At 62.1% G+C, this 24,683-nt stretch carries 25 protein-coding genes and 2 tRNA genes; 19 read left to right on the top strand and 8 right to left on the bottom strand.

Annotated features, from left to right (window positions below; translation table 11 throughout):
• Nucleotides 1-6: 6 nt before the first annotated feature.
• The 3 genes from mreD to AC52Q4_RS15235 form a co-directional block, all read right to left on the bottom strand.
• Nucleotides 7-495, bottom strand: coding sequence for a rod shape-determining protein MreD (gene mreD, locus AC52Q4_RS15245; RefSeq protein ID WP_495537650.1), 489 nt, complete (start codon nt 493-495; stop codon nt 7-9).
• Entirely contained in the window at nt 492-1,415 is a 924-nt protein-coding gene (gene mreC / locus AC52Q4_RS15240; protein WP_495537649.1) for a rod shape-determining protein MreC, read from the bottom strand. Before mreC ends, mreD begins: the two co-directional genes overlap by 4 nt.
• Before the next feature lie 135 nt (nt 1,416-1,550).
• Nucleotides 1,551-2,594 (bottom strand): rod shape-determining protein, encoded by a 1,044-nt coding sequence (locus tag AC52Q4_RS15235; protein ID WP_495537648.1) that lies wholly within the window; start codon nt 2,592-2,594, stop codon nt 1,551-1,553.
• A gap of 121 nt (nt 2,595-2,715) precedes the next feature.
• Between AC52Q4_RS15235 and gatC the strand changes: the two genes are divergently transcribed.
• The 3 genes from gatC to gatB all read left to right on the top strand — a co-directional run bounded on the left by gatC (nt 2,716) and on the right by gatB (nt 6,014).
• Nucleotides 2,716-3,003 (top strand): Asp-tRNA(Asn)/Glu-tRNA(Gln) amidotransferase subunit GatC, encoded by a 288-nt coding sequence (gene gatC / locus AC52Q4_RS15230; protein WP_495537647.1) that lies wholly within the window; start codon nt 2,716-2,718, stop codon nt 3,001-3,003.
• Nucleotides 3,004-3,067: 64 nt separating this feature from the next.
• Nucleotides 3,068-4,522 (top strand): Asp-tRNA(Asn)/Glu-tRNA(Gln) amidotransferase subunit GatA, encoded by a 1,455-nt coding sequence (gene gatA / locus AC52Q4_RS15225; protein ID WP_495537646.1) that lies wholly within the window; start codon nt 3,068-3,070, stop codon nt 4,520-4,522.
• A 58-nt stretch (nt 4,523-4,580) separates the two neighbouring features.
• The gene (gene gatB / locus AC52Q4_RS15220; protein WP_495537645.1) at nt 4,581-6,014 is read left to right on the top strand and encodes an Asp-tRNA(Asn)/Glu-tRNA(Gln) amidotransferase subunit GatB; all 1,434 of its coding nucleotides are present in this window, start codon (nt 4,581-4,583) and stop codon (nt 6,012-6,014) included.
• Between the two features lie 100 nt (nt 6,015-6,114).
• Here the strand turns inward: gatB and AC52Q4_RS15215 are convergent, their stop codons facing one another.
• The gene (locus tag AC52Q4_RS15215) at nt 6,115-6,912 is read right to left on the bottom strand and encodes a HesA/MoeB/ThiF family protein (protein ID WP_495537644.1); all 798 of its coding nucleotides are present in this window, start codon (nt 6,910-6,912) and stop codon (nt 6,115-6,117) included.
• A gap of 278 nt (nt 6,913-7,190) precedes the next feature.
• On the opposite strand from AC52Q4_RS15215, the gene AC52Q4_RS15210 reads away from it, so the two are divergent.
• The 4 genes from AC52Q4_RS15210 to AC52Q4_RS15195 are packed head-to-tail and all read left to right on the top strand — an operon-like array spanning nt 7,191 to nt 9,608.
• Nucleotides 7,191-7,955 carry a MotA/TolQ/ExbB proton channel family protein gene (locus tag AC52Q4_RS15210; protein ID WP_495537643.1) on the top strand — a complete coding sequence of 255 codons (765 nt, stop codon included), beginning with the start codon at nt 7,191-7,193 and terminating at the stop codon, nt 7,953-7,955.
• A complete protein-coding gene (locus AC52Q4_RS15205; RefSeq protein ID WP_495537642.1) occupies nt 7,933-8,340 on the top strand; it encodes an ExbD/TolR family protein in 408 nt (135 codons plus the stop codon). The genes AC52Q4_RS15210 and AC52Q4_RS15205 overlap by 23 nt, the downstream gene beginning before the upstream one ends.
• 12 nt (nt 8,341-8,352) lie before the next feature.
• Nucleotides 8,353-8,754: an ExbD/TolR family protein gene (locus AC52Q4_RS15200; protein ID WP_495537641.1), complete on the top strand. Its 402-nt coding sequence runs from the start codon at nt 8,353-8,355 to the stop codon at nt 8,752-8,754.
• On the top strand, nt 8,751-9,608 hold the full coding sequence (locus AC52Q4_RS15195; protein WP_495537640.1) for an energy transducer TonB: 858 nt from the start codon (nt 8,751-8,753) through the stop codon (nt 9,606-9,608). The genes AC52Q4_RS15200 and AC52Q4_RS15195 overlap by 4 nt, the downstream gene beginning before the upstream one ends.
• Nucleotides 9,609-9,717: 109 nt before the next feature.
• Here AC52Q4_RS15195 and prmC read toward each other — a convergent pair whose 3' ends face one another.
• Together prmC and AC52Q4_RS15185 are read right to left on the bottom strand one after the other, a co-directional pair.
• Nucleotides 9,718-10,590, bottom strand: coding sequence for a peptide chain release factor N(5)-glutamine methyltransferase (gene prmC / locus AC52Q4_RS15190; RefSeq protein WP_495537639.1), 873 nt, complete (start codon nt 10,588-10,590; stop codon nt 9,718-9,720).
• A complete protein-coding gene (locus AC52Q4_RS15185) occupies nt 10,587-10,853 on the bottom strand; it encodes a Trm112 family protein (RefSeq protein ID WP_495537638.1) in 267 nt (88 codons plus the stop codon). Before AC52Q4_RS15185 ends, prmC begins: the two co-directional genes overlap by 4 nt.
• A 165-nt stretch (nt 10,854-11,018) precedes the next feature.
• Here AC52Q4_RS15185 and clpX point away from each other — a divergent pair, with 165 nt between their 5' ends.
• From clpX to dksA, 3 genes are all read left to right on the top strand, one after another.
• Nucleotides 11,019-12,281 carry an ATP-dependent Clp protease ATP-binding subunit ClpX gene (gene clpX, locus AC52Q4_RS15180; RefSeq protein WP_495537637.1) on the top strand — a complete coding sequence of 421 codons (1,263 nt, stop codon included), beginning with the start codon at nt 11,019-11,021 and terminating at the stop codon, nt 12,279-12,281.
• A 266-nt stretch (nt 12,282-12,547) separates the two neighbouring features.
• The gene (locus AC52Q4_RS15175) at nt 12,548-13,621 is read left to right on the top strand and encodes a 3-deoxy-7-phosphoheptulonate synthase (RefSeq protein ID WP_495537636.1); all 1,074 of its coding nucleotides are present in this window, start codon (nt 12,548-12,550) and stop codon (nt 13,619-13,621) included.
• Between the two features lie 216 nt (nt 13,622-13,837).
• Nucleotides 13,838-14,269, top strand: coding sequence for an RNA polymerase-binding protein DksA (gene dksA / locus AC52Q4_RS15170; RefSeq protein ID WP_495537635.1), 432 nt, complete (start codon nt 13,838-13,840; stop codon nt 14,267-14,269).
• Nucleotides 14,270-14,527: 258 nt separating this feature from the next.
• On the opposite strand, the gene prfA is transcribed toward dksA, so the two are convergent.
• Nucleotides 14,528-15,622, bottom strand: coding sequence for a peptide chain release factor 1 (prfA, locus tag AC52Q4_RS15165; protein WP_495537634.1), 1,095 nt, complete (start codon nt 15,620-15,622; stop codon nt 14,528-14,530).
• Nucleotides 15,619-16,893 (bottom strand): glutamyl-tRNA reductase, encoded by a 1,275-nt coding sequence (gene hemA / locus AC52Q4_RS15160; protein WP_495537633.1) that lies wholly within the window; start codon nt 16,891-16,893, stop codon nt 15,619-15,621. The genes prfA and hemA overlap by 4 nt, the downstream gene beginning before the upstream one ends.
• Nucleotides 16,894-17,094: 201 nt before the next feature.
• On the opposite strand from hemA, the gene AC52Q4_RS15155 reads away from it, so the two are divergent.
• From AC52Q4_RS15155 to AC52Q4_RS15115, 9 genes are all read left to right on the top strand, one after another.
• Nucleotides 17,095-18,783, top strand: coding sequence for a tetratricopeptide repeat protein (locus AC52Q4_RS15155; protein ID WP_495537632.1), 1,689 nt, complete (start codon nt 17,095-17,097; stop codon nt 18,781-18,783).
• A complete protein-coding gene (lolB, locus tag AC52Q4_RS15150) occupies nt 18,783-19,382 on the top strand; it encodes a lipoprotein insertase outer membrane protein LolB (RefSeq protein ID WP_495537631.1) in 600 nt (199 codons plus the stop codon). Before AC52Q4_RS15155 ends, lolB begins: the two co-directional genes overlap by 1 nt.
• Nucleotides 19,379-20,281 (top strand): 4-(cytidine 5'-diphospho)-2-C-methyl-D-erythritol kinase, encoded by a 903-nt coding sequence (ispE, locus tag AC52Q4_RS15145; protein WP_495537630.1) that lies wholly within the window; start codon nt 19,379-19,381, stop codon nt 20,279-20,281. Before lolB ends, ispE begins: the two co-directional genes overlap by 4 nt.
• 82 nt (nt 20,282-20,363) lie before the next feature.
• Nucleotides 20,364-20,438: transfer RNA gene (locus AC52Q4_RS15140), tRNA-Gln, on the top strand.
• A 68-nt stretch (nt 20,439-20,506) separates the two neighbouring features.
• Nucleotides 20,507-21,445 carry a ribose-phosphate diphosphokinase gene (locus tag AC52Q4_RS15135; protein WP_495537692.1) on the top strand — a complete coding sequence of 313 codons (939 nt, stop codon included), beginning with the start codon at nt 20,507-20,509 and terminating at the stop codon, nt 21,443-21,445.
• Between the two features lie 253 nt (nt 21,446-21,698).
• Nucleotides 21,699-22,400, top strand: a complete 702-nt coding sequence (locus tag AC52Q4_RS15130; RefSeq protein WP_495537629.1) for a 50S ribosomal protein L25/general stress protein Ctc — start codon at nt 21,699-21,701, stop codon at nt 22,398-22,400.
• A 30-nt stretch (nt 22,401-22,430) separates the two neighbouring features.
• Complete coding sequence (gene pth / locus AC52Q4_RS15125; RefSeq protein ID WP_495537628.1) at nt 22,431-23,039, top strand: aminoacyl-tRNA hydrolase; 609 nt, start codon at nt 22,431-22,433, stop codon at nt 23,037-23,039.
• Nucleotides 23,040-23,056: 17 nt separating this feature from the next.
• Nucleotides 23,057-24,148, top strand: a complete 1,092-nt coding sequence (ychF, locus tag AC52Q4_RS15120) for a redox-regulated ATPase YchF (protein WP_495537627.1) — start codon at nt 23,057-23,059, stop codon at nt 24,146-24,148.
• 153 nt (nt 24,149-24,301) lie between these two features.
• Nucleotides 24,302-24,378: transfer RNA gene (locus AC52Q4_RS15115), tRNA-Met, on the top strand.
• Nucleotides 24,379-24,683 lie beyond the last annotated feature (305 nt).

Genomic DNA, 24,683 nt, shown 5'->3' with positions numbered 1-24,683 from the left:
AACGGTCTACTGCACCCGCGTGCGGCGGCGGATTTCGCGCAGGCCGAGGAAGATCAGCGGCCAGATCGCCGCTCCCGTCAGCGCCGGTAGCCAGTATTGCCAGTCGGAAGGCGGACGGCCGCTCACGCCCCGGGTCCACAGCAAAATCAGCCGGATGACCAGCAGCAACAGGACGATGCTCATGGGCTGCTGCCACAAGGGGAAAACCCGTATGCGCTGGTGCAGCTTCAGCGTGAGGAAAGCGACTACACCGAAGGCAAGTGCATGAGCCCCCAGAAGAAATCCCTGGAGCACGTCCTGCAGCAGCCCGACCGTCCAGGCCACGCCGACCCCGACCCGCTGGGGTAACGCCATGCACCAGTATATGAGAATCAGGGCCGTCCATTCCGGACGCAAAGGCTGCGCCCAGAGCGGTAGCGGCAGTACCGTAAGAACCAGCCCCGTGAGCAGGCTCAATAGGATGACCGCGAAAGCGGAGTGCTGGAGCACGCTCACGAACCGGGCTGCTTCCTCGGCGACTGCTCGGATTCGCTTTCGGTGCTTATCAGCTGGGCGGCTCTCTGATCGCGCTTGACCAACAGTACCTCCTGTAGACGGTCCAGCGCAGCCGTGGGAACTGCCGCCACCCGCGCGAATGCAGGCCCCGGGTCCGTTTTGACGGATTTTACGCGTGCCACCGGATAGCCGCGCGGAAAGCGCCCGCCGAGGCCGGAGGTGATCAACAGATCGCCCGGTCGGATATCCGTGTTGTTGGGCAGGTTGGTCAGCTTCAGTTCGTGTAGGTTGCCTATGCCCACGGCGATACTGCGGATGCCGTTGCGGTTGATTCTCACGGGAATCGCATGGCTGGGATCGGTGATCAGGCGCACCGTAGCGCTCAGTGGCCCCACTTCGTCCACTTGGCCGACGATCCCGTTGGCATCGAGCACCGGCTGGCCGCGGAATACGCCCTGGCGTGTGCCTTTACCGATTTGTATCAGATGACTGTAGGGATCCAGATCGATTCGCATCAGCGGTGCAATCAACACGGCCTCTCCGACCTCGTAAGAGGAATCGAGCAGCTGGCGCAGTCGAATATTCTCTTGCTCGAGGGCGTCGAGTTTTTGTAGCCGTGCCTCATTGAGTAGCCGCTGCGCTTGCAGGCGACCGTTTTCCACCATCAATTGCCGTCGACCGGAGAGTTCGCGGGAGAGCAGGTTGCCCATTTCGAAGGGCAATGCCGCCATCATTCGGATGGGATACACCACGGCGGAGAGCGTGTAGCGGACCGGCTCCGGCATGGCGCGCCGATGGTCCAGTGACATCAGCAGCAGCGCGAGCAATGCCAAGACGATGAGCCGTGCCGTGATCGACGGGCTTTGTCTGAATAGCGGCTTGATAATGTGCTCCCAACGCTCGTTATGACGAGGGGCCACGGGATATCGACCGTATAGAGCGAGGTGCCAACGCACCGCCGCCGGCGATCACCGTGGCAATCGAGAGCATTCTGGCGGATGCTGTTCGCTGGAGTCCGTGAACGGTATCGCAGCCGTGTCAACGGAGCAATTCGCCTACTCGGCGACGAACAGATCAGCGCCGCGTTCGTCCATCAGTTCGAGCGCTTTGCCACCGCCGCGCGCCACGCAGGTCATCGAGTCCTCTGCGATCACAACGGGCAAGCCCGTCTCCTCCATGAGGAGGCGGTCGATATTGCTGAGCAAAACGCCGCCGCCGGTGAGCACGATACCGCGCTCGGCCACATCGGCGCCGAGCTCTGGCGGCGTTTGCTCCAGGGCGGTTTTCACCGCGCTGACGATGCCGGACAAGGGTTCCTGCAGAGCCTCCAGGATCTCGTTGCTGTTGAGGGTAAAGCTGCGGGGCACGCCCTGGGCCAGATTGCGGCCGCGGACCTCGATCTCGCGCACCTCCGTACCCGGAAAAGCAGTACCGATCTCGTGTTTGATCCGCTCGCCGGTGGTCTCGCCGATCAGGATGCCGTAATTGCGACGCACGTAGTGGATGATGGCGTCGTCGAAGCGGTCGCCGCCGATGCGCACTGAAGAAGAGTAGACGATGCCGTTGAGCGAGATCACGGCCACTTCCGAGGTGCCGCCGCCGATATCGAGAATCATCGAGCCGTGCGCCTCATCCACCGGCATATTCGCTCCGATCGCGGCTGCCATGGGTTCCTCGATGAGAAAAACCTCGCGCGCGCCGGCCCCGATAGCGGATTCCTTGATCGCTCTGCGCTCGACCTGCGTGGAGCCACAGGGCACGCAGACGAGCACCCGCGGGCTCGGTTTCAAGAAGCGTGTCTCGTGTACCTTGCGGATGAAGTGCTGGAGCATCTTCTCGGTTACCGTGAAATCTGCGATCACTCCGTCCATGAGAGGGCGAATGGCGCGAATGGTGCCCGGCGTTCGGCCGAGCATCATCTTGGCCTCGGTGCCTACCGCGGCAATGGATTTGGGTCCGCCGTCTCGATTCTGCCGGATCGCCACCACCGAGGGCTCGTTCAGCACGATCCCTTGACCACGTGAGTAGATCAGTGTGTTAGCGGTACCAAGATCGATGGAGAGGTCGTTCGAGAAGAGCCCGCGAATTCCCTTGAACATGCTCGACGTAATGCCTGTTAGAAACGGTCTGAAAACCCAACCGCCGGGTGGGGCTTGGGCAAGCTTGCAAGTATGCTAGACTTTTTTACTTTTCTTGCTCAATCGCGATGGAGCACTGTATATGTCCCTAGAACCCTCCAAGGTTCGCGAAATTGCTCACCTTGCACGCCTTGCGATAGACGGCAACGATATACCGGCGTACACCGAAAATCTATCGAGAATTCTCGATTTCGTGGAACAGTTGGGCTCAGTTGCGACCGAGGGTACGCAGCCGCTGGCGCACCCGCTCGAGATGCCGCAACGCCTGCGCGCCGATGTGGTTGAGGAGGAGGATCAGCGCGAGCTGTTCCAATCGATCGCGCCCGCTACGCGAGATGGGCTCTACCTTGTGCCCAAGGTGATCGAGTGAGCTTGGCGGCAAGCCATCCGCAGCGCCGCTCGTTCGGCCTAGTCTGACAGGGTTCTAAAAAAGCATGTACAGGAAAACCATTGCGCAGCTGGCGGAGGATTTGCGCACCGGTGAGCTTACCAGCACCGAGCTCACGCGGTCGTGCCTGGAGCGCATCCGGCGCCTCGATCCGGGGCTCAACGCATTCATCACCGTTTGCGAGGAGCAAGCCCTGGCGGCGGCACGGGCGGCCGATGCCGAGCGCGCCGACGGGCGGGGCGGGCCGCTGACGGGTGTGCCGATCGCCCACAAGGACATATTCTGCACGGCGGGAGTGCTCACGAGTTGCGGCAGCCGCATGCTGGACAACTTCATCGCCCCTTACGATGCCCACGTGGTGGAGCGGCTCAAGGCCGCAGGCGCGGTCATGGTGGGAAAAACCAACATGGACGAGTTCGCCATGGGCTCTTCCAACGAGACCAGCTACTTCGGTCCGGTGCGCAATCCCTGGGTCAACTCGGCGGTGCCGGGCGGTTCCTCGGGTGGCTCGGCGGCGGCCGTGGCGGCGCGGCTCGTGCCTGGAGCAACCGGGACCGACACCGGAGGCTCCATCCGGCAACCGGCTGCGCTGTGCGGGATCAGCGGCCTCAAGCCAACCTACGGCCGGGTCTCCCGCTACGGCATGATCGCGTTCGCCTCGAGCTTGGATCAGGGCGGACCGATGGCTCGTACCGCGGAGGATCTCGCCTGGCTGCTCGGCGCGATGGCGGGATTCGATCCGCATGATTCCACCTGCGTGGACCGGCCGGTGCCCCGCTATGCGGCGGGGCTTGATGCGCCGTTGACCGGCTTGACGGTCGGCCTGCCCAAGGAGTATTTCGGCGAGGGACTGAGCCCCGAGGTCGGGGATCTCATTCATGCGGCGATCGATGTGCTGCAGCGGTTGGGCGCGCAGGTCAAGGAGATTTCGCTGCCCAACTCGCATCTGGCGGTGCCGGTGTATTATGTCATCGCTCCGGCCGAAGCGTCGTCCAACCTTTCGCGCTACGACGGGGCGCGCTACGGATACCGATGCAGTGAGCCACGGGATCTGGAGGACATGTATTTTCGCACCCGTGGCGAGGGGTTCGGCGCCGAGGTCAAGCGCCGCATCATGGTCGGTACTTATGTGCTCTCAGCGGGCTATTACGATGCCTATTATCTCAAAGCCCAGCAGGTGCGTCGCATGATCCGGGATGATTTCGTCCGTGCCTTCGAGGAAGTCGATGTCATTGCCGGTCCGACAGCGCCGACGGCGGCCTTCGATCTGGGCGAGAAAACCTCGGATCCGGTACAGATGTATTTGTCGGATATCTATACGATCGCAGTCAACCTGGCGGGGCTGCCCGCGCTATCGGTGCCAGCGGGTTTCGCCACCGGGCGGCCGGTAGGCCTGCAGCTCATCGGCAACTTCTTCGCCGAGGAGCGCTTGCTCAACGTGGGGCATCAATATCAGCAGGCAACCGATTGGCATGCGCAGGTGCCGCCTGGCTACGAATGAGCCGGGAATCGGCCGAGGCGCACGGCGCCGTGATTTTCCGGGACAAACAGAGGCGGGCATGAACTGGGAACCGGTCATCGGGCTCGAAATCCATATCCAACTGGCCACCAAGACAAAAATTTTCTCCGGGGCCTCCACGGCTTATGGAGCGGCGCCCAACACGCAGGCCTGTGCCATCGATCTCGGCATGCCCGGCGTGTTGCCCGTGCTCAATGACCAGGCGGTGCGAATGGCCGTCAAGCTCGGTCTTGCGCTCGGTGCGAGCATCGCGCCGCGCTCTGTGTTCGCGCGGAAAAATTATTTCTATCCCGATTTGCCCAAAGGCTACCAGATCTCGCAATACGAGCTGCCGGTCGTGGGCAATGGTCATCTCAATATCGAGCTCGACGGCAGCGTGAGCAAACGCATTGGCATCGTTCGCGCGCATCTGGAGGAGGATGCCGGCAAGTCGCTGCACGAGGGCTTCGAGCATGTCACGGCCATCGATCTCAACCGCGCCGGGACGCCGCTGATCGAAGTCGTCTCCGCGCCGGATTTGCGCTCCGCGAAGGAGGCCGTGGCTTACATGAAGAAGCTGCACAGTCTGGTGCGTTATCTGGAAATCAGCGACGGCAACATGCAGGAGGGCTCCTTTCGCTGTGATGCCAATGTCTCGGTGCGCCCCGTGGGCGAGCCGCGGCTTGGGACCCGCACCGAAATCAAGAACGTCAACTCCTTCCGCTTCGTCGAGCGCGCCATCAATTATGAGATTGATCGCCAGATCGAGCTGCTGGAGGACGGCGGCGAGGTGGTCCAGGAGACTCGGTTGTTCGATACCAACCGCAACGAGACGCGGCCGATGCGCACCAAGGAGGAGGCGAACGACTATCGCTACTTTCCCGATCCCGACCTGCTGCCCGTGGAGGTCGTCCCCGCGCTGATCGAGGAGGTGCGCCGGACTTTGCCGGAACTTCCCGATGCCAAGCGGGAGCGCTTCATGCGCGATTATGGGCTCGATGCCTACGAGAGCACCGTGCTGACGGGAAGCCGGGCCGTGGCCGATTACTTCGAGACGGTGGCGGCCCAATGCGCGGACGCCAAGCTGGCCGGTAATTGGGTCATGGGGGAGCTGTCCGGGGCCTTGAACAAGGCGGGAATGGACATCAGCGAGGCGCCGGTCAGCGCGAATATGCTTGCTGCCTTGCTGATGCGGATCAAAGACAACACCCTGTCGGGGAAAATCGCCAAGGAAGTCTTCGAGGCGATGTGGAACGGCGAGGGCGAGGCCGATGCGGTGATCGAGCAGCGGGGACTGAAGCAGCTCACGGATCGCTCGACCATCGAGACGATGATCGACGAGATCATCGTCGCCAATCCAGGCCAGGTGGAACAATTCCGTGCCGGCAAGGAGAAGCTGATGGGCTTTTTCGTCGGTCAGGTGATGAAAGCCTCCAAGGGCCAGGCCAACCCTCAGCTGGTCAACGAGCTGCTCAAGGAAAAACTCAGTACCTGAACGTCTGCCTCCACGACGGCAGGACGATTCGGTTTCGCGCCAATGCGGCCATTCGTTGCAATATTCTCCTGGCTGGCGCGCTGCTCGCGCGGCACGAGTCTCAGTGGCTGGTACCCGCTTTTCCGGCCGATGGAACGGCGGACTCATCGCCGTCGAGCGAGTGGCAGACCGGGCAGTTGGGATCGGCGCGCAGCCGCAGGGTGCGGAATTGCATGGTCATGGCATTGACCACCAGCAGGCGGGAATCAAGCGGCTGACCCAGTTCGAGCAGGACTTTCATGGCTTCTACCGCCTGGATGCTGCCGATGACACCTGGCAGCGGCGCCATCACTCCGGTCTCGCTGCACGTCTCGCCGGCTTCGCCGGCGTCGGGGTAGACGCAGTGGTAACAGGGCTCGCCGTGGCGATCGCCACGGAATACGGCAACCTGGCCCTCCATGCGGATCACGGAGCCGGAGACCAACGGGCGCCGGGCGGCCAGGCAGGCGGCGTTTACCGCATAGCGGGTGGCGAAATTATCGCTGCCGTCGACGACGAGATCTACGCTGGCGACCAATGTTGGCAGGTTATCCGGATCGAGCGTTCGGGTGATCGATTCCACCTGGACTTCCGGATTGAGCGCATGAACGGCATCCGCGGCCGAATCGACCTTGAGCCGCCCGATGTCGGCGCTGCGATGGATGATCTGGCGCTGCAGATTGGAGAGTTCCACGCGGTCGAAATCCGCTAGCACGAGCGTGCCGACCCCGCCCCCGGCAAGATACATCGCCGCGGGCGAGCCCAGGCCGCCGAGGCCAACGATCAGTACCCGGCTGTCGCGCAGCCTCTCCTGGCCTTCGATGTCCAGGCCGGGGAGCATGATCTGGCGACTGTAGCGAAGCAGTTGATCATCATTCATGGCAAGCAATGAACCCGTGAGCGGGAGTGTCCGCGACCGTTGCAGCCAATTCACTATAAGCCCTAAGCTCCGCGGTTGGCTAGCCACGGGTGGGCGGACCGCAAACACGTGTGCCAATCGCCCGGCTATTTAGCCGTGCGGCATGGGGAAGCCGGAGCAAAAAATATGATAAAAAGTGATCTCGATAGAAATGCAATGTATTCGTGTTTATCCTGCCTCAGTGGTAATCTTTGCGCCGATGGCGTTCTCCGATCCTGGAATAATGAGAGTCTGCGTTTATGAATGCATTAGAAGATGGCCAAGTTACTCCCTTGGGCGTGGCCGGCACGCTCGGGCGCGCCGGCGAGCTGATCGACGCCGGCGGCCCCGTGGTTGTAATTCTGGGTTTCATGTCCGTTATCGCGCTTGCGATTCTTTTCCTCAAGCTATGGCAGTTCGGGCGCCTGCGGCTCGGCGATCGTCGCACCTCCCATGAGATGCTCCGGTTTTACCGCAGCGGGCGTGCCGGCGATGCGCTCGCGCTCGCCTCGCGCACGCGCAATCCCGTAGCGCAAGTGCTCGCGCTCGCCATTCACGGTCAGCAACGCAACGATCTGACCGAGGCGCAAGTGCGTGAGGAGGTATTGCGGGTCGGGACCGATCTGCTCGAGACGCTGCGGACCTACTTCCGACCGCTCGAGGTCATTGCCTCGCTCGCGCCCCTGCTCGGACTTTTCGGTACTGTGTTGGGCATGATCACGGCCTTCCAACAGCTCGAGCAGGCTGGCAATCAGGTGAATCCGGCGATTCTATCCGGCGGCATCTGGGAGGCACTGCTGACGACCGCGGTCGGTCTCGCCGTCGCCATACCGGTCGTGGTAGTGGTCAACTGGCTTGAGCGCAAAGTCGACCGCTTGGCGCTGGAAATGCAAAGCGCGGTCACTCAAGTTTTCACCTTCGACCTTGCGGAAGCAGGTGAGGTAATCGAGGAGCAGCATGACAACTCCGCCCTCCATTCTGAAAACGTCAACTTCCGCGCCCGTGCCCGTCTCGCTGGCCAATAGCGCCAGGCCGCGCCGAGCGCTGGTCAGCCTGACACCACTGATCGACGTCGTTTTCATTCTTCTGGTGTTTTTCATGCTGGCCTCGTCCTTTTCGAATTGGCGCTCGATCGAGCTGGATGCGCCGTTGCGTGCCGGAGGCAGTTCCACGAGCGATAAGGCGTTGGTGATCGAGGTGAGCAAGGACGGGCTGCGACTTGCCGGCGTTGCGGTCGAGAGTGATCGCCTCGCCGCCCGGGTCAAAGAGCAAGTGGAGCGGCAACCCGCGCTCAAGGTTTTGATCAGGCTCGCGGAAGGCGTAGCCCTGCAGGAGGCGATTGCCGTGCTCGACCGTCTCACCGCGGCGGGAATAGAGAACTTATCGCTCGCCGGCAATTCGCCCCGCTGAGAGAGATTGACCATGCAGTTCCAGCCACGCCGTCCCAAGAATGATGAAGAGCGGATACTTCCTCTGATCAACGTGGTTTTTCTGCTGTTGATCTTTTTCATGCTGGCAGGGCGGCTCACCGCCTCCGATCCCTTCAAGGTCGAGCCGCCGAGTTCGGTCAATAAGCATCCGGCTGAGCAGTCGGAGGTGACCGTGCTGATTGGAGCCGATAAGCGTCTTGCCCTGGATGGCAAGGTGATGAATGCGGATGCGCTCGAGAAAGCCGTCGCCGAGCGCATCGATAGCAGCGGATCAACCGTGGTTCGGGTAAAAGCCGACGGTAGCGCCGAGGGGGTGCGGGTGGTCGAGGTGATGGAAAGACTGCGCCAAGCCGGTGTGGCGAAGCTGCGGCTGCTGACGGTGCCGTCCCGATGATCAGACTCTCAGGCCGACATTGGCTGGCGGCGCTCGCAACGGCCATGACGATTCACGTGGGAGTTCTGCTCGGGCTTTTGTGGCAGATGCCGGACCCCGGCGCCAAAAGTGCCGGCTTTGGCGGTATAGAAATTTCTTTGGGTCCGGTCGGCGGCGGTGCCCCCGCAAGCAGCAAGGCGGATCCGGTCAGCCCGGAGGAGCCGAGTCCGCAGCCGCCTCCGGAGCCTTCGCCGCCGGTCAAAACACAAGAGCCGGTTACCAAGCCAGAGCCAAAGCCGGAGGTGGTGGAGCAGGTTCCCGAGGCGCCGCCGCCTGAGCCGGTACCGCAAGAGCCGGTCCCTGAGCTCAGCGAGGTCAAGCCGCAGGAGCGCGTTCCCGAGCCGCCGAAGCCGCCACCCCCGGTCGTTGAACCGGCGCCGAAGCCAACCCCGCGCGAGACGGCCATGGCGACAAAGGACGCGGCGACGGAACGCACCGCCCTTACGTCCTCGACCCGTCCCACTGAGGGCGAGCCCAGCCAGGAAACCGCCGGCGGCGACGCGAGCTCGGGCGGCGGCTCACCCGGAGCGGTCGCCGATTATGCCTCGCTCATTCGAGCCTGGCTGGAACGGCACAAGGAATATCCGCGGCGGGCTCGGTTGCGTCGCCTCGAGGGGACGGCGATGCTTTACTTCGTGATGGACCGCAAGGGGCGCGTGCTGGAGTACCGTATCCAGCGCAGCGCCGGCTCCACGATCCTCGATCGGGCCGTGGAGGCGATGATCGAACGTGCCAAACCGCTGCCCGAGATGCCCGAGGATATGCACCAGGCCCGTCTCGAGCTGATCGTTCCGGTGACCTTCTCGCTGCGATGAGTGGGCGGGTTGGCCGATGATGCGGGTAGTTCGCGTGCAGTGTGGCGGGTATTCAGGCCGCGTGCTGAAAGGCGAAGAGGACAGGAGTCACGGCACCTTTGTAAGAGAATTAACTGTGCTCGTGTGATACCGCGGGTCGGGTCCCGAGTGATACGCGCGGGTGGCCCTGCAAATCGATCTCAGTGCGAATCTTCTCGAAGCCGAGCGCTTGGAATAAGGCGCGCACCGCGGGGCCCTGACCGTAGCCATGCTCCAGAGCCAGAATGCCGCCCTGACGCAAATACGCGTTGGCTTGGTTAACGATGCGCCGGATCTCACCGAGGCCCTGCTCCGAGGCAAACAAAGCGCCGGGGGGTTCGAAGCGCAGCGGCGCACAGCAGGACTCCGAGGCGCTTGGGTCGACGTAAGGGGGGTTGGCGAGGATGAGATGATAGCGCCCGCCGTCAAGGGGTGCGAACCAATCGCCCACCAGAAAGCGAATATTGCGCAGCCCCAGGCGGCGGGCATTGCTGCATGCCACGGCGATCGCTGCGATGCACATGTCCACCGCTACTACGGTCGCATCCGGACGCTCGCTGGCGACGGCCAATGCCACCGCGCCGCTCCCAGTGCCCAGATCGAGAAGCTTCGGCTGGTGAATGCCGACGAGCGACGCCAGCGCCACCTCGACAAGGCCCTCTGTCTCGGGCCGTGGTATTAACGTCTCCGGCGTCACCCGTAGCTGCAGTGACCAGAATTCGCGTACTCCCGTGAGGTAAGCCACCGGATAGCCACTGGCTCGGCGTTTTATCTGGGCGCGATAACGCGTGCGCACAGCCGACGGCAGGCGTCGTTCAGGCCAGGCAACGAGGTGGCTGCGCCCCACGGCGAGCAAGCTGGCAAGCAGCACCTCGGCGTCAAGCCGGTTTCCTTCCCCATGATGGGCAAGCTCTGCGTATGCCCAAGCCAATGCGCCGGCAATCGTTTGATCCTCTCGGTTCACTTGAAATTCAGTGAACGGACCGGAATGGCCCTTTCCTCCAGCATGATGGGGATGCCGTCATCCACGCGGTAGACGCGCTCGGCGTTTTCCGTAATCAGCCCTTCTTCGAGTTCGGCTTCGACCGCGCTGTTATCCAGATACCGCAGGTGACCCTGCGCGATTTCCTCATTGATGCGGCGCAGTTCCTCTCGTTTGAGCGGACGTAACGGCATCTTGCTGATGGGGCAGCAAAGAAGGTCTAGCAGCTTGCGATCGAGAGCCATACGTCACCTGAGTTATCGACCGTTGTTCGGACTATATCAGATCGGGTTCGACTGGCGTGCTTGCTCAAGCCTCCCTATAAATATCAAGAGAGGCGTGAGTTGCCGAGCCGAGCAAATGGCGGGTGAGGGGTTTCGCTACCGGCGAAATAATGCCGGAGGTGCTTCATGGGGCGGAAAGTAGGTGACGATACGCTTGAGCGCAATCTTGACGCCCATTCGGCCTGCTCTTTCTGTGCCCGCTCCCAGGCGGCCGCCGGCAAGTTGGTTGCCGGTCCAGGTGCCTATATTTGCGCCGCCTGCCTAGCCGAGTGCAGCCGCATTCTGGCGCGCGAGAGCGATGTGCCAGCGTTGCCCGATATGGCGGATTTGCCACGGCCCCGCGAGTTGCACGATTTTCTCGATCGCTACGTGATCGGCCAAGACAGCGCCAAAAAGGTGCTCTCCGTGGCGGTGTACAATCACTACAAACGCATTGGCGCCTGTCCCGCGTTGGGCGAACCGGAGATCGGCAAGAGCAACATTTTGCTGATCGGCCCGAGTGGCGCGGGCAAGACCTTGCTTGCCCAAACACTTGCACGTCGTCTTGCGGTGCCTTTCCTCATCGCGGACGCCACCTCACTGACCGAAACGGGGTACGTCGGTGAGAACGTGGACAGCCTCATCCGACGTCTTCTTCAATTGTGCGACAACGACGTGCGCCAAGCTTGCCGAGGCATCGTTTATCTCGATGAGGTGGATAAGCTCGCCGCAAGACGCGCTTTGGGAAACGGTCGGGATGTTTCGGGAGAAGGCGTGCAGCAGGCGCTGTTGCGCTTGATGGAAGGCAGCGTGGTAAGGGTTGCTCCGGCCGGGCGGTCCGGTTCGGGCCACGGCGAGTGGCTCGAGTTTGATACTCGGCAGATCCTTTTCGTTTGCGGCGGTGCCTTCGAGGGTTTGGCGCGGCTGGTCGCGAGGCGCCGGCAGTATCACGGTATCGGCTTCACCGCCGGCCTTGCCGACGTGAAGGGGCTTGCTGACCCCGTGGTACATGTCGAGCCGGAGGATCTTGTCCGTTATGGCTTGATACCCGAGTTCATCGGACGACTGCCCGTTGTAAGTGTCCTTGACGCGCTGGATGAAGCGGCGCTGGTGCGCATTCTGACAGAACCCGCTAACGCCCTGGTGCGCCAGTATATTAGGCTCCTTGCGATTGAGGGTTGCGAGTTGCGGTTTACCTCGGGTGCCCTGCGTGCGCTCGCGCGGGAGGCACTGGCCTGCGGCTCGGGTGCGCGCGGCTTGCGGGCGGTGATCGAGCGGGTATTGCTCGAACCGATGTATCGGCTCCCGCGGTTGCACGAGGCGCGCCGTCTAACCGTCGACGAGAGCGCCGTGCGGGCCGGGTCGTCACGGCGTCGCCTCAACCCGGATCGTTGCGCGCTGCGCTCTTGATGCCGTCAACGGCGGACGCTGGCGCCGCGGATTGCCTAGCCGAGGGAGTGTAAGCTGATACAATCAAAAATTCAGCCGATATACCAGGAGTCGGTTCAATGGCCCTGCAAACGACCTTGGGCCGAACCTGCGGAGAGGCGGAATCGCGATTGGGCGTCAGGCAGGGAGGCCGGTTACGAACCGGTTGGCGGTCGGTGGTGTCCTGAGGCTAACGTCGAACACTCGCGCCTTGTTACGAGCATCTCGCAATAGCCAAAGAGTGGCGTATGACGGATATCAGCATTGACAATATCAATGTCCTGGCCCAGGAACTTCTGCCCACCCCAGTGCAGGTGAAGTCGAGCCTGCCGCTCTCCGAGCGGGCGCTCGCTACCGTGGTCCAGGGTCGTGAGGTCGTGAAGAATATCCTCGACGGCAAGGACCACCGACTGCTGGTAATTGTCGGACCGTGTTCGATCCACGATACCGTGGCGGCTAACGATTATGCGGAAAAGCTCAAAGCGCTGCACGATCAGGTCGCCGACAGCCTTTTCATCGCCATGCGGGTCTATTTCGAGAAGCCGCGCACCACCGTGGGGTGGAAGGGCCTGATAAACGACCCTTACCTCGACGATTCGTTCCATATCGAGGAAGGTCTTCAGAGGGCCCGGGCTCTGCTGCTGCACTTGGCCGAGCTCGGACTGCCGGCGGGGACCGAGGCACTGGATCCGATCACGCCGCAATACCTGGGCGATCTTGTAAGCTGGACGGCCGTGGGCGCGCGAACGACCGAGTCGCAGACCCATCGGGAGATGGCCAGCGGGCTTTCCACGGCGGTCGGCTTCAAGAATGGAACCGACGGAAGCCTGGCCGTGGCCATAAACGCCCTGCGCTCGGCGGCGACACCACACAGTTTCCTGGGCATCAACCAGATGGGGCAGTGTGCGGTGATTCGCACGCGGGGCAATCGTGATGGCCATGTCGTGCTGCGCGGCGGCAATCAGCCAAACTATGATTCAGTCAGCATCGCTCTGTCTGAGAGGGAGCTGGAGGAGGCGGGGCTGCGAAGCAGACTGATGGTGGACTGCAGCCATTCGAACTCCAACAAGGATCCGGCGTTGCAACCGCTCGTTCTGGATAATCTGGTGACGCAGATTTTGGAAGGTAACAAATCGATCATCGGCATGATGCTGGAGAGTAATCTTGGCTGGGGATACCAGAAGCTGAGCGCCGACGACCCGGCGGCGCTGCGCTATGGCGTCTCGATCACCGATCCCTGCATCGATTGGCCGACGACCGAGCGGATTCTGTGCGAGGCGGCAGAGCGGCTGCGTGATGTCTTGCCAGCACGCGTGATTTGAGGGAACCTTTGTGATCGAATCAGGTCTTTAGGTGTTGACCGCCAATGCAGCCACAGGAAGAATCCATTTTTACTGTGTCACACATTCGCTTCGTCTTGCTGGGTAAGATGCGGAACGCGTGACGCTAGCGGGTGGGATCGAGCTGCCTCCCTGCTGTGGACCTTGCCGGGGGGCTTTATGATCGCTTCGCCAACGGGATGGAGTGGAGGATAGAGCATGGCTGACAAACACGCTTTGCCGGTCAAGGACTTCGAACCCTATTGGCCTAAGGAGGGAGAAGAGTACATGAACGAGGAGCAGCTGGAGCATTTCCGGCAGCTGCTCCTGGCCTGGAAGCGACAGCTTCAGGAAGAGGTCGAGCGCACCGTCAGCCACATGCGTGACGATGCGAACAATTATGCCGACCCCGCAGATCGCGCTACGCAGGAAGAAGAGTTCGCCCTAGAGCTCCGCACGCGTGATCGCGAGCGTAAGCTGATTCGCAAGATTGACGAGACGCTTGAGCGCATTCGCAAGGACGACTACGGTTTTTGCGATCAATGCGGTGTGGAAATCGGTCTGCGCCGTCTCGAGGCGCGGCCCACAGCCACCTTGTGCATCGATTGCAAGACGTTGGAGGAAATTCGCGAGAAGCAACGCGTGGCTTGACCGAGGGGTCGGGGTGAACCGAAGAACATCGGCGCCGATTGCGTGCGTGCCCTGCTTACGGCCAGGGCGCCTGAAGCGCAGGCTGGCTCGGGCGAGCCGGGCGTGTCAGGAGGTAAGCCTTGCGAATAGCCCGCAGCATGCCTTGCTTTGCGGTGAATTGCAGAGGTAAGCATTCGCCTGCAGATGGACGATTTGGCCGCGGGGGTGGCGCGGATGAGCGACGAACCGCACCTGCGCGATGCCATCTTTTGAGAGTGATTACTGAAAATCCTCGTCGGCTATCGCGGCTAGCTGATCGGCCCGATGCGAGCTGACCAGAGCGTCGATGATCGGGTCGAGGTCGCCTTCCAGGATTTCGTCGAGTTTATGCAGTGTGAGGCCAAGTCGGTGATCCGTTACCCGACTTTGGGGAAAGTTGTACGTGCGGATGCGCTCGGAGCGATCACCGCTGCCGACTAACGAGCGACGAGTGGCGCTTTGTTCCTGCGCCTGCCGATCGCGTTCACGCGCCGTGAGTTTTGCTTGCAGTAATCCCATCGCCTTGGCCCGGTTCTTATGCTGAGAGCGCTCATCCTGGCACTCGACCACGATGCCCGTGGGTAGATGGGTAATACGGATGGCGGAATCGGTTTTGTTGACATGCTGGCCGCCGGCGCCTGAGGCGCGGAACGTATCCACCCTGAGATCGGCGAGCGCCGCCTCGATCTCCTCGATCTGTTCGGGCTCGGGAAGGACCGCCACCGTGCAGGCCGACGTATGGATCCGTCCCTGGGACTCTGTTGCCGGTACGCGCTGTACCCGGTGGGCGCCGGATTCGAACTTGAGTCGTGAGTAGACGTCCGGGCCCTCGAGGCGGCTGATAATCTCCTTGTAGCCGCCGTGTTCGCCAAGGGCCTCGTTGATGATCTCGACGCGCCAGCGCCGGCGCTCTGCGTAGCGAGCATACATGCGGAACAAGTCGCCGGCGAACAGCGCGGCCTCATCTCCCCCCGTGCCGGCGCGAATCTCGAGGAAAACACCCTTCTTGTCATCCGGATCCTGGGGAAGCATCAGCCACTGCAGTTGCTTGTCCAACCCATCGAGCCTGGTTTGAGCGTTGCGAATCTCCTCTTTTGCAAGCGCCCGAATTTCCGGGTCGGGGTCTTCACTAAGGGCGCGGGCGGACGCGAGTGTCCGTTCCACACCTTGATACTCGGTCAGCGTCTGCACCACGGGTTGGAGGCGAGCGTACTCCTGCGAGAGCGCGGCGAATTGCTTCGGCTCGCCGATCACTTCCGGTTCGGCGAGCAAAGCCTCGATTTCTTCGTAGCGTTCACCGAGCTGTTCCAGCTTCTGGCGTAGCGTACCCTTCACGATATTTCGTCTTCATCTGTGTGCAAGCCCAGTAGGCGGCGGCTGGTGCGAATCGTCTCGGGATCCCCGCAACGAGCCGCCTCGCGTAAACCGACCGTGGGCTCGTGGATCAGCTTCTTGGTCAAGGTGTGCGAGAGGTACTCGAGCACCAGGGCGGGGTCGTCCCCCCGGTTGAGTCGCCGCCGTGCGCGTTGCAGAACCTCCTCACGCAGGCGTTCGGCGCGGTGGCGGTAAGAGCGTATGGGCGAGACGGCCTCCAGCGTGCGCACCCAGTCCATGAAGCGCTCGACCTGATCGACGATTATCAACTCAGCCTGACGGGCCGCTTCATGGCGCGAGCGCAAGCTATCGTCGATGACCTCGCGCAAGTCGTCGATCGTGTAGAGATAGACGTCGGCAAGGTCGCCGACTTCCGGCTCGATATCGCGGGGTACCGCAATATCGACCATGAACATGGGACGGTGCTTGCGTCGCTTGAGTGCGCTCTCCACGCTGCCCTTACCGAGGATTGGCAGCGCGCTTGCCGTGGAGGATACGACGATGTCCGTATCCTTGAGCACGTGTGGAATATCCGCGAGCGAGATCGCTTCACCATGAAATTGCTCCGCGAGTTTACGGGCGCGCTCCAGACTGCGGTTGGCTATGATGAGCTGGGTGATGCGATGTTCGCTCAGATGCCGAGCGGTGAGCTCGATGGTTTCGCCGGCGCCGATCAAAAGAGCCGTTTGCCGGTCCAGATCCCCGAAAATTTGGCTTGCGAGGCTGACCGCGGCGAACGCCACGGAAACCGGATGGGCACCAATCTCGGTTTCGGTGCGCACCTGCTTGGCTACCGAAAAGGCGTATTGAAAGAGGCGATCCAGCGTATGGCGCACGGTGCCGCAGCGCAGTGCGGCCTGATAGGCGCTCTTGGCTTGCCCGAGGATCTGCGGTTCGCCGAGCACGAGGGAGTCGAGCCCAGAGGCGACAGTGAGCAAATGCCGCACGGCCGCATCACCCTTGAGTGAGTACAGGTATTGCGTCAGCCAACCTGGGGTCAGGCGATGAGTGTGCTCCAGCCAACGTTGTAGAATCTCAGGTGTCGCCTCCGGCGCCAGGACGGCATAGAGCTCCGTACGATTGCAGGTCGACAACAGGACCGCCTCGTCGATGCCGGGCCGTTCCACCAGGTCGCAGACCGCCTCCTCAAGGCACTCCGGAGGAAAGACGATCCGCTCGCGGATCTCAACGGGCGCGCTCTTGTGGCTCAGGCCAAGCGTTACCACTGGCATGGGATACCGGACGGGAGGTAAATCGCAAATTTTAGGTGTATGTCGCTCGAATACAAGCGCCGCACGGTCGCTGCGCTGGCAACTGGCATTTATAGTCGCTTTGGGCACGGGCCGCCGCTCGTCGTCGATCTTACGGTACAGTTATCATAACAAGCTTTTGCGCTCGCGCAGCGCCCCGGGTATGGCGCCGAGGGAATGTTCATGCATCGTTGTCTCTTCTATCTAGTGTTAGGGCTGGTGGTCGGTTGTACTACCTCGCACGGACCGCAGCTGAATACCCTGGCGGCGCCGGCAGCCGACAAAGCTTCCGAGATCGAAGCCACCACACTTTACCATCTCATGGTCGCTGAGCTCTCCGGCAGTCGCGGTGATCTCGCGCGGGCGGCGAGTGAATACGTGGCGGCGGCGCGGCTCAGTTCGGATTCCGCCGTTGCCGAGCGCGCCACGCGCATTGCCCTTTTGGCCGGGAATGAGAAATTGGCCCTGACCGCCGCCGACCGTTGGCACGAGCTGAGACCGAATTCGCTCGAGGCGCGGCAAACGGTGGGCTTGCTGAGCCTTCGCCGCGGTGAGGTGGACAAGGCCGTCGAGACACTCACCGAGACGGTGCAGGCCGCAACGGGTGGTCCGGCACAGGGGCTGGAGAGTCTGGCGGCCATGCTCTCCCAGGAGGCCGGCAATACCGGCGCTTTGCAGGTGATGCAGCGGATTGCGGCGAAATACCCAAAGCAGCGGGCCGCGCACTATGGTGTCGCGCAAGTGGCGTTGCAGTCGCAACGGCCCAGGGCGGCGCTTGCTGCCCTCGATAAGGCGATTGATCTGGCGCCCCAATGGCGGGAGGCGCGTCTGCTCCGGGTCGAGACCTACCTACGACTCGAGCGTCCGCAGGCGGCCTTGGAAGATCTAACCGGCCTGTTGCGCCAGAATCCGCGAGACTATGACTTGCGCTTGAAATATGCGCATACGCTAGTGAGCGTGTCGCGCATTCGCGAAGCGCTCGCGGAGTTCCGCGAGCTGTTGAAACGTCGGCCGAACGATGCGCGGGTCCTCTATCCGGCGGCGCTGCTCGCCATCGATGCGCAGAAGACCGATCAGGCGAAGAGCTGGTTGCAACAGCTGCTCGCGTTGGGAGAGCGTCCTGACGCCGCGCACTATTTTCTTGGGCGGGTGGCCGAGCAGGAGACGAACTACCAGGCGGCTATAGGCTATTACAGCCGCACCCGCGGCGCCTATGGCGACGACGCTCAGTTGCGCATCGCCGTGGTGCTGGCGAGACAGGGGCAAATGGAGCAGGCGCATGAGCATCTCGTCGCGATGCGCGGAGCGGATTCACGCTTGGCCGCACGAAGCTATGTGGTCGAAGGCGAAATCTTGCGCACAATGGGGCGTATGCAGGATAGCCTCGAGGTATACAACACGGGATTGAAGGCTTTTCCGAATGACAAAGATTTGCTTTACGGCCGCGCGATGACCCTGATCGAGATGAAACGGCTGCTGGCGGCCGAACGTGATCTGCGGGCCATTCTGGCCAATGATCCGAACGATCCCCATGTTTTGAACGCGCTCGGCTACACGCTGGCGGATCACACCGACCGCTTGCAGGAAGCGGCGCATCTGGTGGAGCGTGCGTATGCGCAACGCCCGCATGATCCGGCGGTCATCGACAGTATGGGCTGGCTCGCTTATCGGCAGGGTCGCTTGTATGCCGCGCTGACTTATCTCAGTGCCGCTTGGGATCTCGGCAAGGATCCGGAGATCGGTGCTCATTATGGGGAAGTTTTGTGGAAGCTCGGGCGGCGCGAGCAGGCGCGTCGTATCTGGCAACAGGCGCTTCAGACGCATGCGGACAACACGTTGCTCAACAGCACAATAAAACGCCTGACCGAATAATGATGAGGCGGTTGCTCGGCGCTTGCTTCATCGGGCTCGTCCTTGTCGGCTGCGCGACGCAGCCACCGGTACCGCAGACAGCACGCGTGGCTGCGTTTGCCAGCCGTCAGCAGCGGATCAGTCAGCTCTCGAGCTGGGCCCTCGACGGCCGTGCGGCGATTCGAACCGCCCGAGAAGGTGGCAGCGTGACGGTGCATTGGCGGCAGCGAAACGAGCGTTATCGCATCGATTTGATCGCGCCTTTCGGTACCGGTTCGGTGCGCCTTACCGGAGATGCGCAACTAGTTCGGCTGCAAACCTCGCGTGGCGAGTCGGCGGTAGCTCGCTCGGCGCGGGAGCTACTACATCGCTATCTTGGCTATGATCTCCCGGTGGCGGCGCTGCGCTACTGGTTACGCGGAATTCTCGCGCCTGGCGCGGTAGAAATGCGCCGCCTGGACCGGCGAGGGCGACTCGCCTTGTTAGCGCAGCAAGGCTGGCGGATCGAATTCCGTGATTATGCCCGCTTCTCGGATATTGTGTTGCCGACCGCCCTGAAGCTCTCCCGAGAGGAGGTGGAGGTGAAGCTGGTGATTCGCAACTGGGAGCTCTCGGCATGAGCTCGGCTCCTTGGCCGGCTCCAGCGAAGATCAATCGCTTCCTCCATATCGTCGGCCGGCGTGATGACGGCTATCATTTGCTGCAGACCGTGTTTCAGTTTCTGGATATGGGGGATTGGCTGCGATTTCACTGCACGAGCGACGGTGAGGTCCATCGCCTCGGCGAGGTGCCGGGGGTAAGCGAGACGGCGGACCTCAGCGTGCGTGCGGCGCGGTTGCTCCAGCACGTTACCGGTTGCAGCCGTGGCGCGCGGATCCATATCGAGAAGCGATTGCCGCTCGGCGGCGGCCTCGGAGGCGGCAGTTCCGATGCCGCTACCACCTTGGTGGCGCTGAACGAGCTCTGGGGGACCGGCCTCGACGAGGAGGCGCTGGCGGAGCTCGCTCTGCGGCTCGGCGCCGACGTGCCGGTTTTCGTGCGCGGCCGGGCGGCCTGGGGCGAGGGAGTGGGCGAGTGCCTCGTGCCCGTGGCGTTGGACGAGCCTTGGTACGTGATCGTCGACCCCGGCATTACCGTGACGACCGGCCGAGTCTTCGAGTCCGCTGAATTGACACGTAATTCGCCGCGTATCACAATAGACCGCTTTCATGCGGGTGGTGTTAGAAACGATTGCGAGCCGGTCGTGCGCCGCCTGTATCCGGAAATCGGTCGCGCCCTGGATTGGTTGGGGCAGTTCGGGGAGGCGCGTCTTTCCGGTACCGGGGCGTGCATCTTCGCCCCCTTCGAGGAGGAGCGCTTGGCGCAACGCGTGCTGGAGCGCTTATCGCATCCGTGGCGAGGTTGGGTCGCGCGAGGTCGTAACCGCTCTGCGCTGCTGCGGCGGCGTTGCCTCGCGTCGCCCCAGGGTAAGCCGACGCGTGGCCACGAAAGCGGCTTCGGAATGGACCCTGTTGAGTAAGGGGTCGCCATCAGGGATTTCGCGGCCTGAGCTCGCGTCGGCACGGCCGGTTCAGCGGGGCTTCGGCGTGCCGCGAAGCAACTGGGGTGTCGCCAAGCGGTAAGGCACGGGGTTTTGATCCCCGCATTCGCAGGTTCGAATCCTGCCACCCCAGCCATTTCCGTCTATACGTCCCTCTGTGTCCAGCACAGCGACAGGTAAGCCACCGTGATCGAGAACGGACGCATGATGGTCTTTGCGGGTAACGCCAACCCGCAGCTCGCCGAAGCCATCGCCGAGAGTCTCAAGATCCGACTGGGCGACGCCCAGGTTACACGATTCAGTGATGGCGAGGCTCAGGTCGAGATCAACGAGCATGTGCGCGGCCGCGATGTGTTCGTCGTGCAACCGACCTGCACGCCGGCGAATGACAATCTCATTGAGCTATTGGTCATCGCGGACGCTTTACGGCGCTCTTCGGCTGCCCGGATCACCGCGGTTATCCCCTATTACGGCTATGCGCGTCAGGATCGGCGGCCACGTTCGCAGCGCGTGCCGATCTCTGCGAAGCTGGTGGCCGATATGATATCGGCCGCGGGAATCGATCGAGTGGTCACCGTCGATTTGCACGCCGATCAGATTCAGGGGTTTTTCAATATCCCGGTGGACAATGTCTACGCCTCGCCGGTGCTGCTCGGTGATATTTGGCGGCAGCTGCATCCGAACAAGATCGTCGTCTCGCCGGATGTCGGGGGAGTGGTACGGGCCCGGGCCATTGCGAAGCGACTCGATGATGCCGAACTCGCCATTATCGACAAGCGCCGTCCGCGACCGAACGAATCCAAGATCACCAACATCATCGGCGACGTTCGCGAGAAGACCTGTATCATCGTCGACGACATCGTCGATACGGCAGGTACCCTCTGTGAGGCCGCCAAGGCTCTGAAAGTCAAAGGGGCGGGCAAGGTCGTGGCCTACATTACCCATCCCGTCCTCTCCGGACCGGCGATTGAGCGAATTACCGAATCGACCTTGGATGAGCTGGTGGTGACCGACAGCATCCCGCTCGGCGAAGGCGGTCGCCGCTGCAAGAAGATCCGTCAGCTGAGCTTGGCGGAGATGCTCGCCGAGACGATGCGCCGAGTCAATAACGATGAGTCTGTCAGTGAGCTGTTCGTGGAATGAGGCGGGTTTTCGCATGGCGCGCCCGTTGGCCGCGCGCGAACGGCAAGGCGCGCAGCAGGTGGCTTGCGCGCTGCCGTCTTACGCTTACGTCAAACCAGCGGTACGACGCCGGTGGGCTTGCCCTGCAGCCGGCCGGGCAATGAGGCGGTGGATCTTAGCGAGCTGAATTCGCAATAACACAGAGCGCCAAACCGGATTTCGGGGAGGTGCGCGCCGCCAATCGGCGGACTGGTAATTAAGGAGCAACACTAAGATGAGCGTGGAGCTAAAGCTGGATGCCACGGTGCGTGAGCATCAGGGCAGAGGGGCGAGCCGTCGGCTGCGCCGGGCGAAGAAGCTGCCGGCGGTCCTTTATGGGGCGCAAAAAAACGCAGTGGCCTTGGCGTTGGATGAAGAGCAGGTCTTGCGGCTGATGCGCGAGGAGAAGTTTTTCTCGCAGATCCTCGACGTCAGTATCGACGGCGCGCTGGAGCGCGCGATCGTCAAGGATCTGCAGCGCCACCCCACCAAGCCGGTGATCCTGCACATGGATCTGCAGCGTGTGGCCGCCGGTCAGAAGTTTCGCCAGCGCGTACCGCTGCACTTCACCAACGAAGACAAAGCGGTCGGCGTCAAACAGGGCGGGGTCGTGCATCACGATGTCATCGATGTCGAGATCGAATGCCTTCCCAAGCATCTGCCGGAGTACATCGAGGTCGATCTCGCCGATCTGGGACTGAACGAGGCGTACCATCTCTCTGAACTCAAGCTGCCGCAAGGTGTCGCGCTAACCGCGCTTGGCTACGATCCGGACCACGATCCCAGCGTCGTGAGCGTTTACAATCCGCGCAAGGCGGCCGAGGATGAAGCCGCGGTGGAAGAGCAAGGCGTAGCTGTTCAGGCGCCCGAGGCGGAATTCGAGCCCGAGCCCGAAGAAACGGCAGGCGATCAGTCGAGCGGTAAGACCGAAGAATAGCTATCGCAGGGTCATGGAGACGGATCGATCGTGGCAGAGGCCGATCCTGAGGTGCGGCTTGTCGCCGGGTTGGGGAATCCGGGTCCGCGTTATGTGCGGACCCGGCATAATGCCGGCTTTTGGTTGGTGGACGAGATAGCGCGGCAATTCGGTGCGTCGTTTGGCTCACAGCGGAAGTTCAACGGCGATACCGCTCGGGTTCGTATCGGCGATATCGAGTGCCATCTGCTCAAGCCGATGACCTACATGAATCATAGTGGTCTCGCCATCAGCCAGTTTGTCCGTTACTACCGTTTGCCTACCCGTAGCATCTTGATCGCTCACGACGACGTCGATCTCTCCCCGGGCACCGTGCGCTTGAAGCAAGGCGGGGGACACGGCGGGCACAACGGGTTGCGGGATGCGATCAATGCGCTCGCGACGTCGGATTTCAACCGCTTACGGATCGGAGTCGGTCATCCGGGGTACCGGGACGAGGTGATCGGATACGTGCTCGCGCCACCCAGCCGAGAGGAGCAAGAGGCAATCGACGCCGGCATCGCCAGCGCCTGCGAAATCCTGCGATTTCTGATCGAAGGTGAGTGGGGCCGGGCATTCCAGCGTCTACATACCGTAGCGCCCTCTTCGAAGTCCCCCTGATATGCGAGAAGGCCGATATGGGCTTTAACTGCGGAATTGTCGGCCTGCCTAATGTAGGCAAATCGACCTTGTTCAATGCGCTCACCCGAAATCATGCGCCGGCGGAGAACTACCCTTTCTGTACCATCGAGCCGCACGTGGGTATCGTGGCTGTACCGGACCCCCGTCTGGAGCAACTCGCCGAGATCGTAAAGCCCCAAAAGGTCGTGCCGACCGTGATGGAGTTCTTCGACATCGCGGGGCTGGTCGCGGGCGCCTCCCAGGGTGAGGGACTAGGTAATAGATTTCTCGCCCAAATCCGTGAGACAGACGCGGTCGCCCATGTCGTGCGTTGCTTCGAGGGGACGGATGTCCACCATGTTGCCGGGCGAGTCGATCCCGCCGCGGACATCGAAACGCTGCAAACGGAGCTGATGTTGGCGGATCTGGACACCGTGACCAAGGCGCTGGAGCGTTACCAACGCCGGGCCAAAGCCAACGACAAGCTGGCCATTGCCTATTGCGATCGGCTCAAGCAGCTCGATACGGCGTTGAACCAGGGAGTGCCGGTGCGTGCCCAGGAGCTGGACGAAACCGCCAGGTCGCTGCTCCAGGAGCTGCATCTGCTGACCGCCAAACCGGTGTTGTACATCGCGAACGTCGCCGAGGACGGCTTCACGCATAATCCACATCTGGATACCGTACAGCAAATCGCGGCCCGGGAGCACGCGGCCGTGGTGCCGGTCTGTGCGGCCGTGGAGGCGGAGCTCGCGCAACTCGACCATGAGGAGCAACAGGCCTTCCTTGCGGAGTACGGTCTCGAGGAGCCCGGCCTTAACCGGGTGATTCGCGCGGGGTACCGCTTGCTCGGGCTGCAGACGTTTTTCACGGCCGGCCCGAAAGAGGTCCGAGCGTGGACGGTCAATGCCGGAGCGAGCGCGCCGCAGGCCGCCGCGCGGATCCATACCGATTTCGCTCGTGGCTTTATCCGTGCCGAGGTCATCGGTTTCGACGAATTCGTTCGCTGTAACGGTGAGCAAGGCGCCAAAGAAACGGGCAGACTGCGTCTGGAGGGCAAGGAGTATCTCGTCCAGGAAGGCGATGTCATTCACTTCCGGTTCAACGTCTGATTCGTCTCATTGCCGCGCACGGACGATCGTGCCCGGCTTTCACCAACGGTATTCGAGCCTAGCACAGAGGCCGGCGCAGACATTGGCCGAGCGGCATAACTTGACAGTTCGACGAGGCGCGCTGAAAATTCTCGTTTTTCCCGCCACGATCCAGGCTACGTAGCTCAGCTGGTTAGAGCACCACACTCATAATGTGGGAGTCGGTGGTTCGAATCCACCCGTAGCCACCAAATACCCTTGTACCGAAGGCATGGGACCATACTACAGTGTATTTCGGCATGGGCGGTGGGGAGCTTATTGCGCAGGGCTCGATGAACTCGCCGAAGCACTCCTGCTGCAGGAGTGTGGCGGTCCCTGGCTCGGTGGCTTCCTTTTTCAGCGCCCGGTGCTTGCGTTCATGGCGGTCACTCTGTGGTTGACCGGGCTCGATGCGTTCGACGCCGATGCCAAGCTGCGACCGCCACGCCGATGGCTCGCTGAGCCCGAGCAGCGCGTGCGCTGATGAGAAGGCAATGCGTTCGCGGTGCGGATCGTC

The sequence above is a fragment of the Nitrococcus sp. genome (assembly GCF_059432795.1).
The sequence above is the reverse complement of the archived record's forward strand: the minus strand, read 5'-3'. Positions and strand labels throughout refer to the sequence as shown.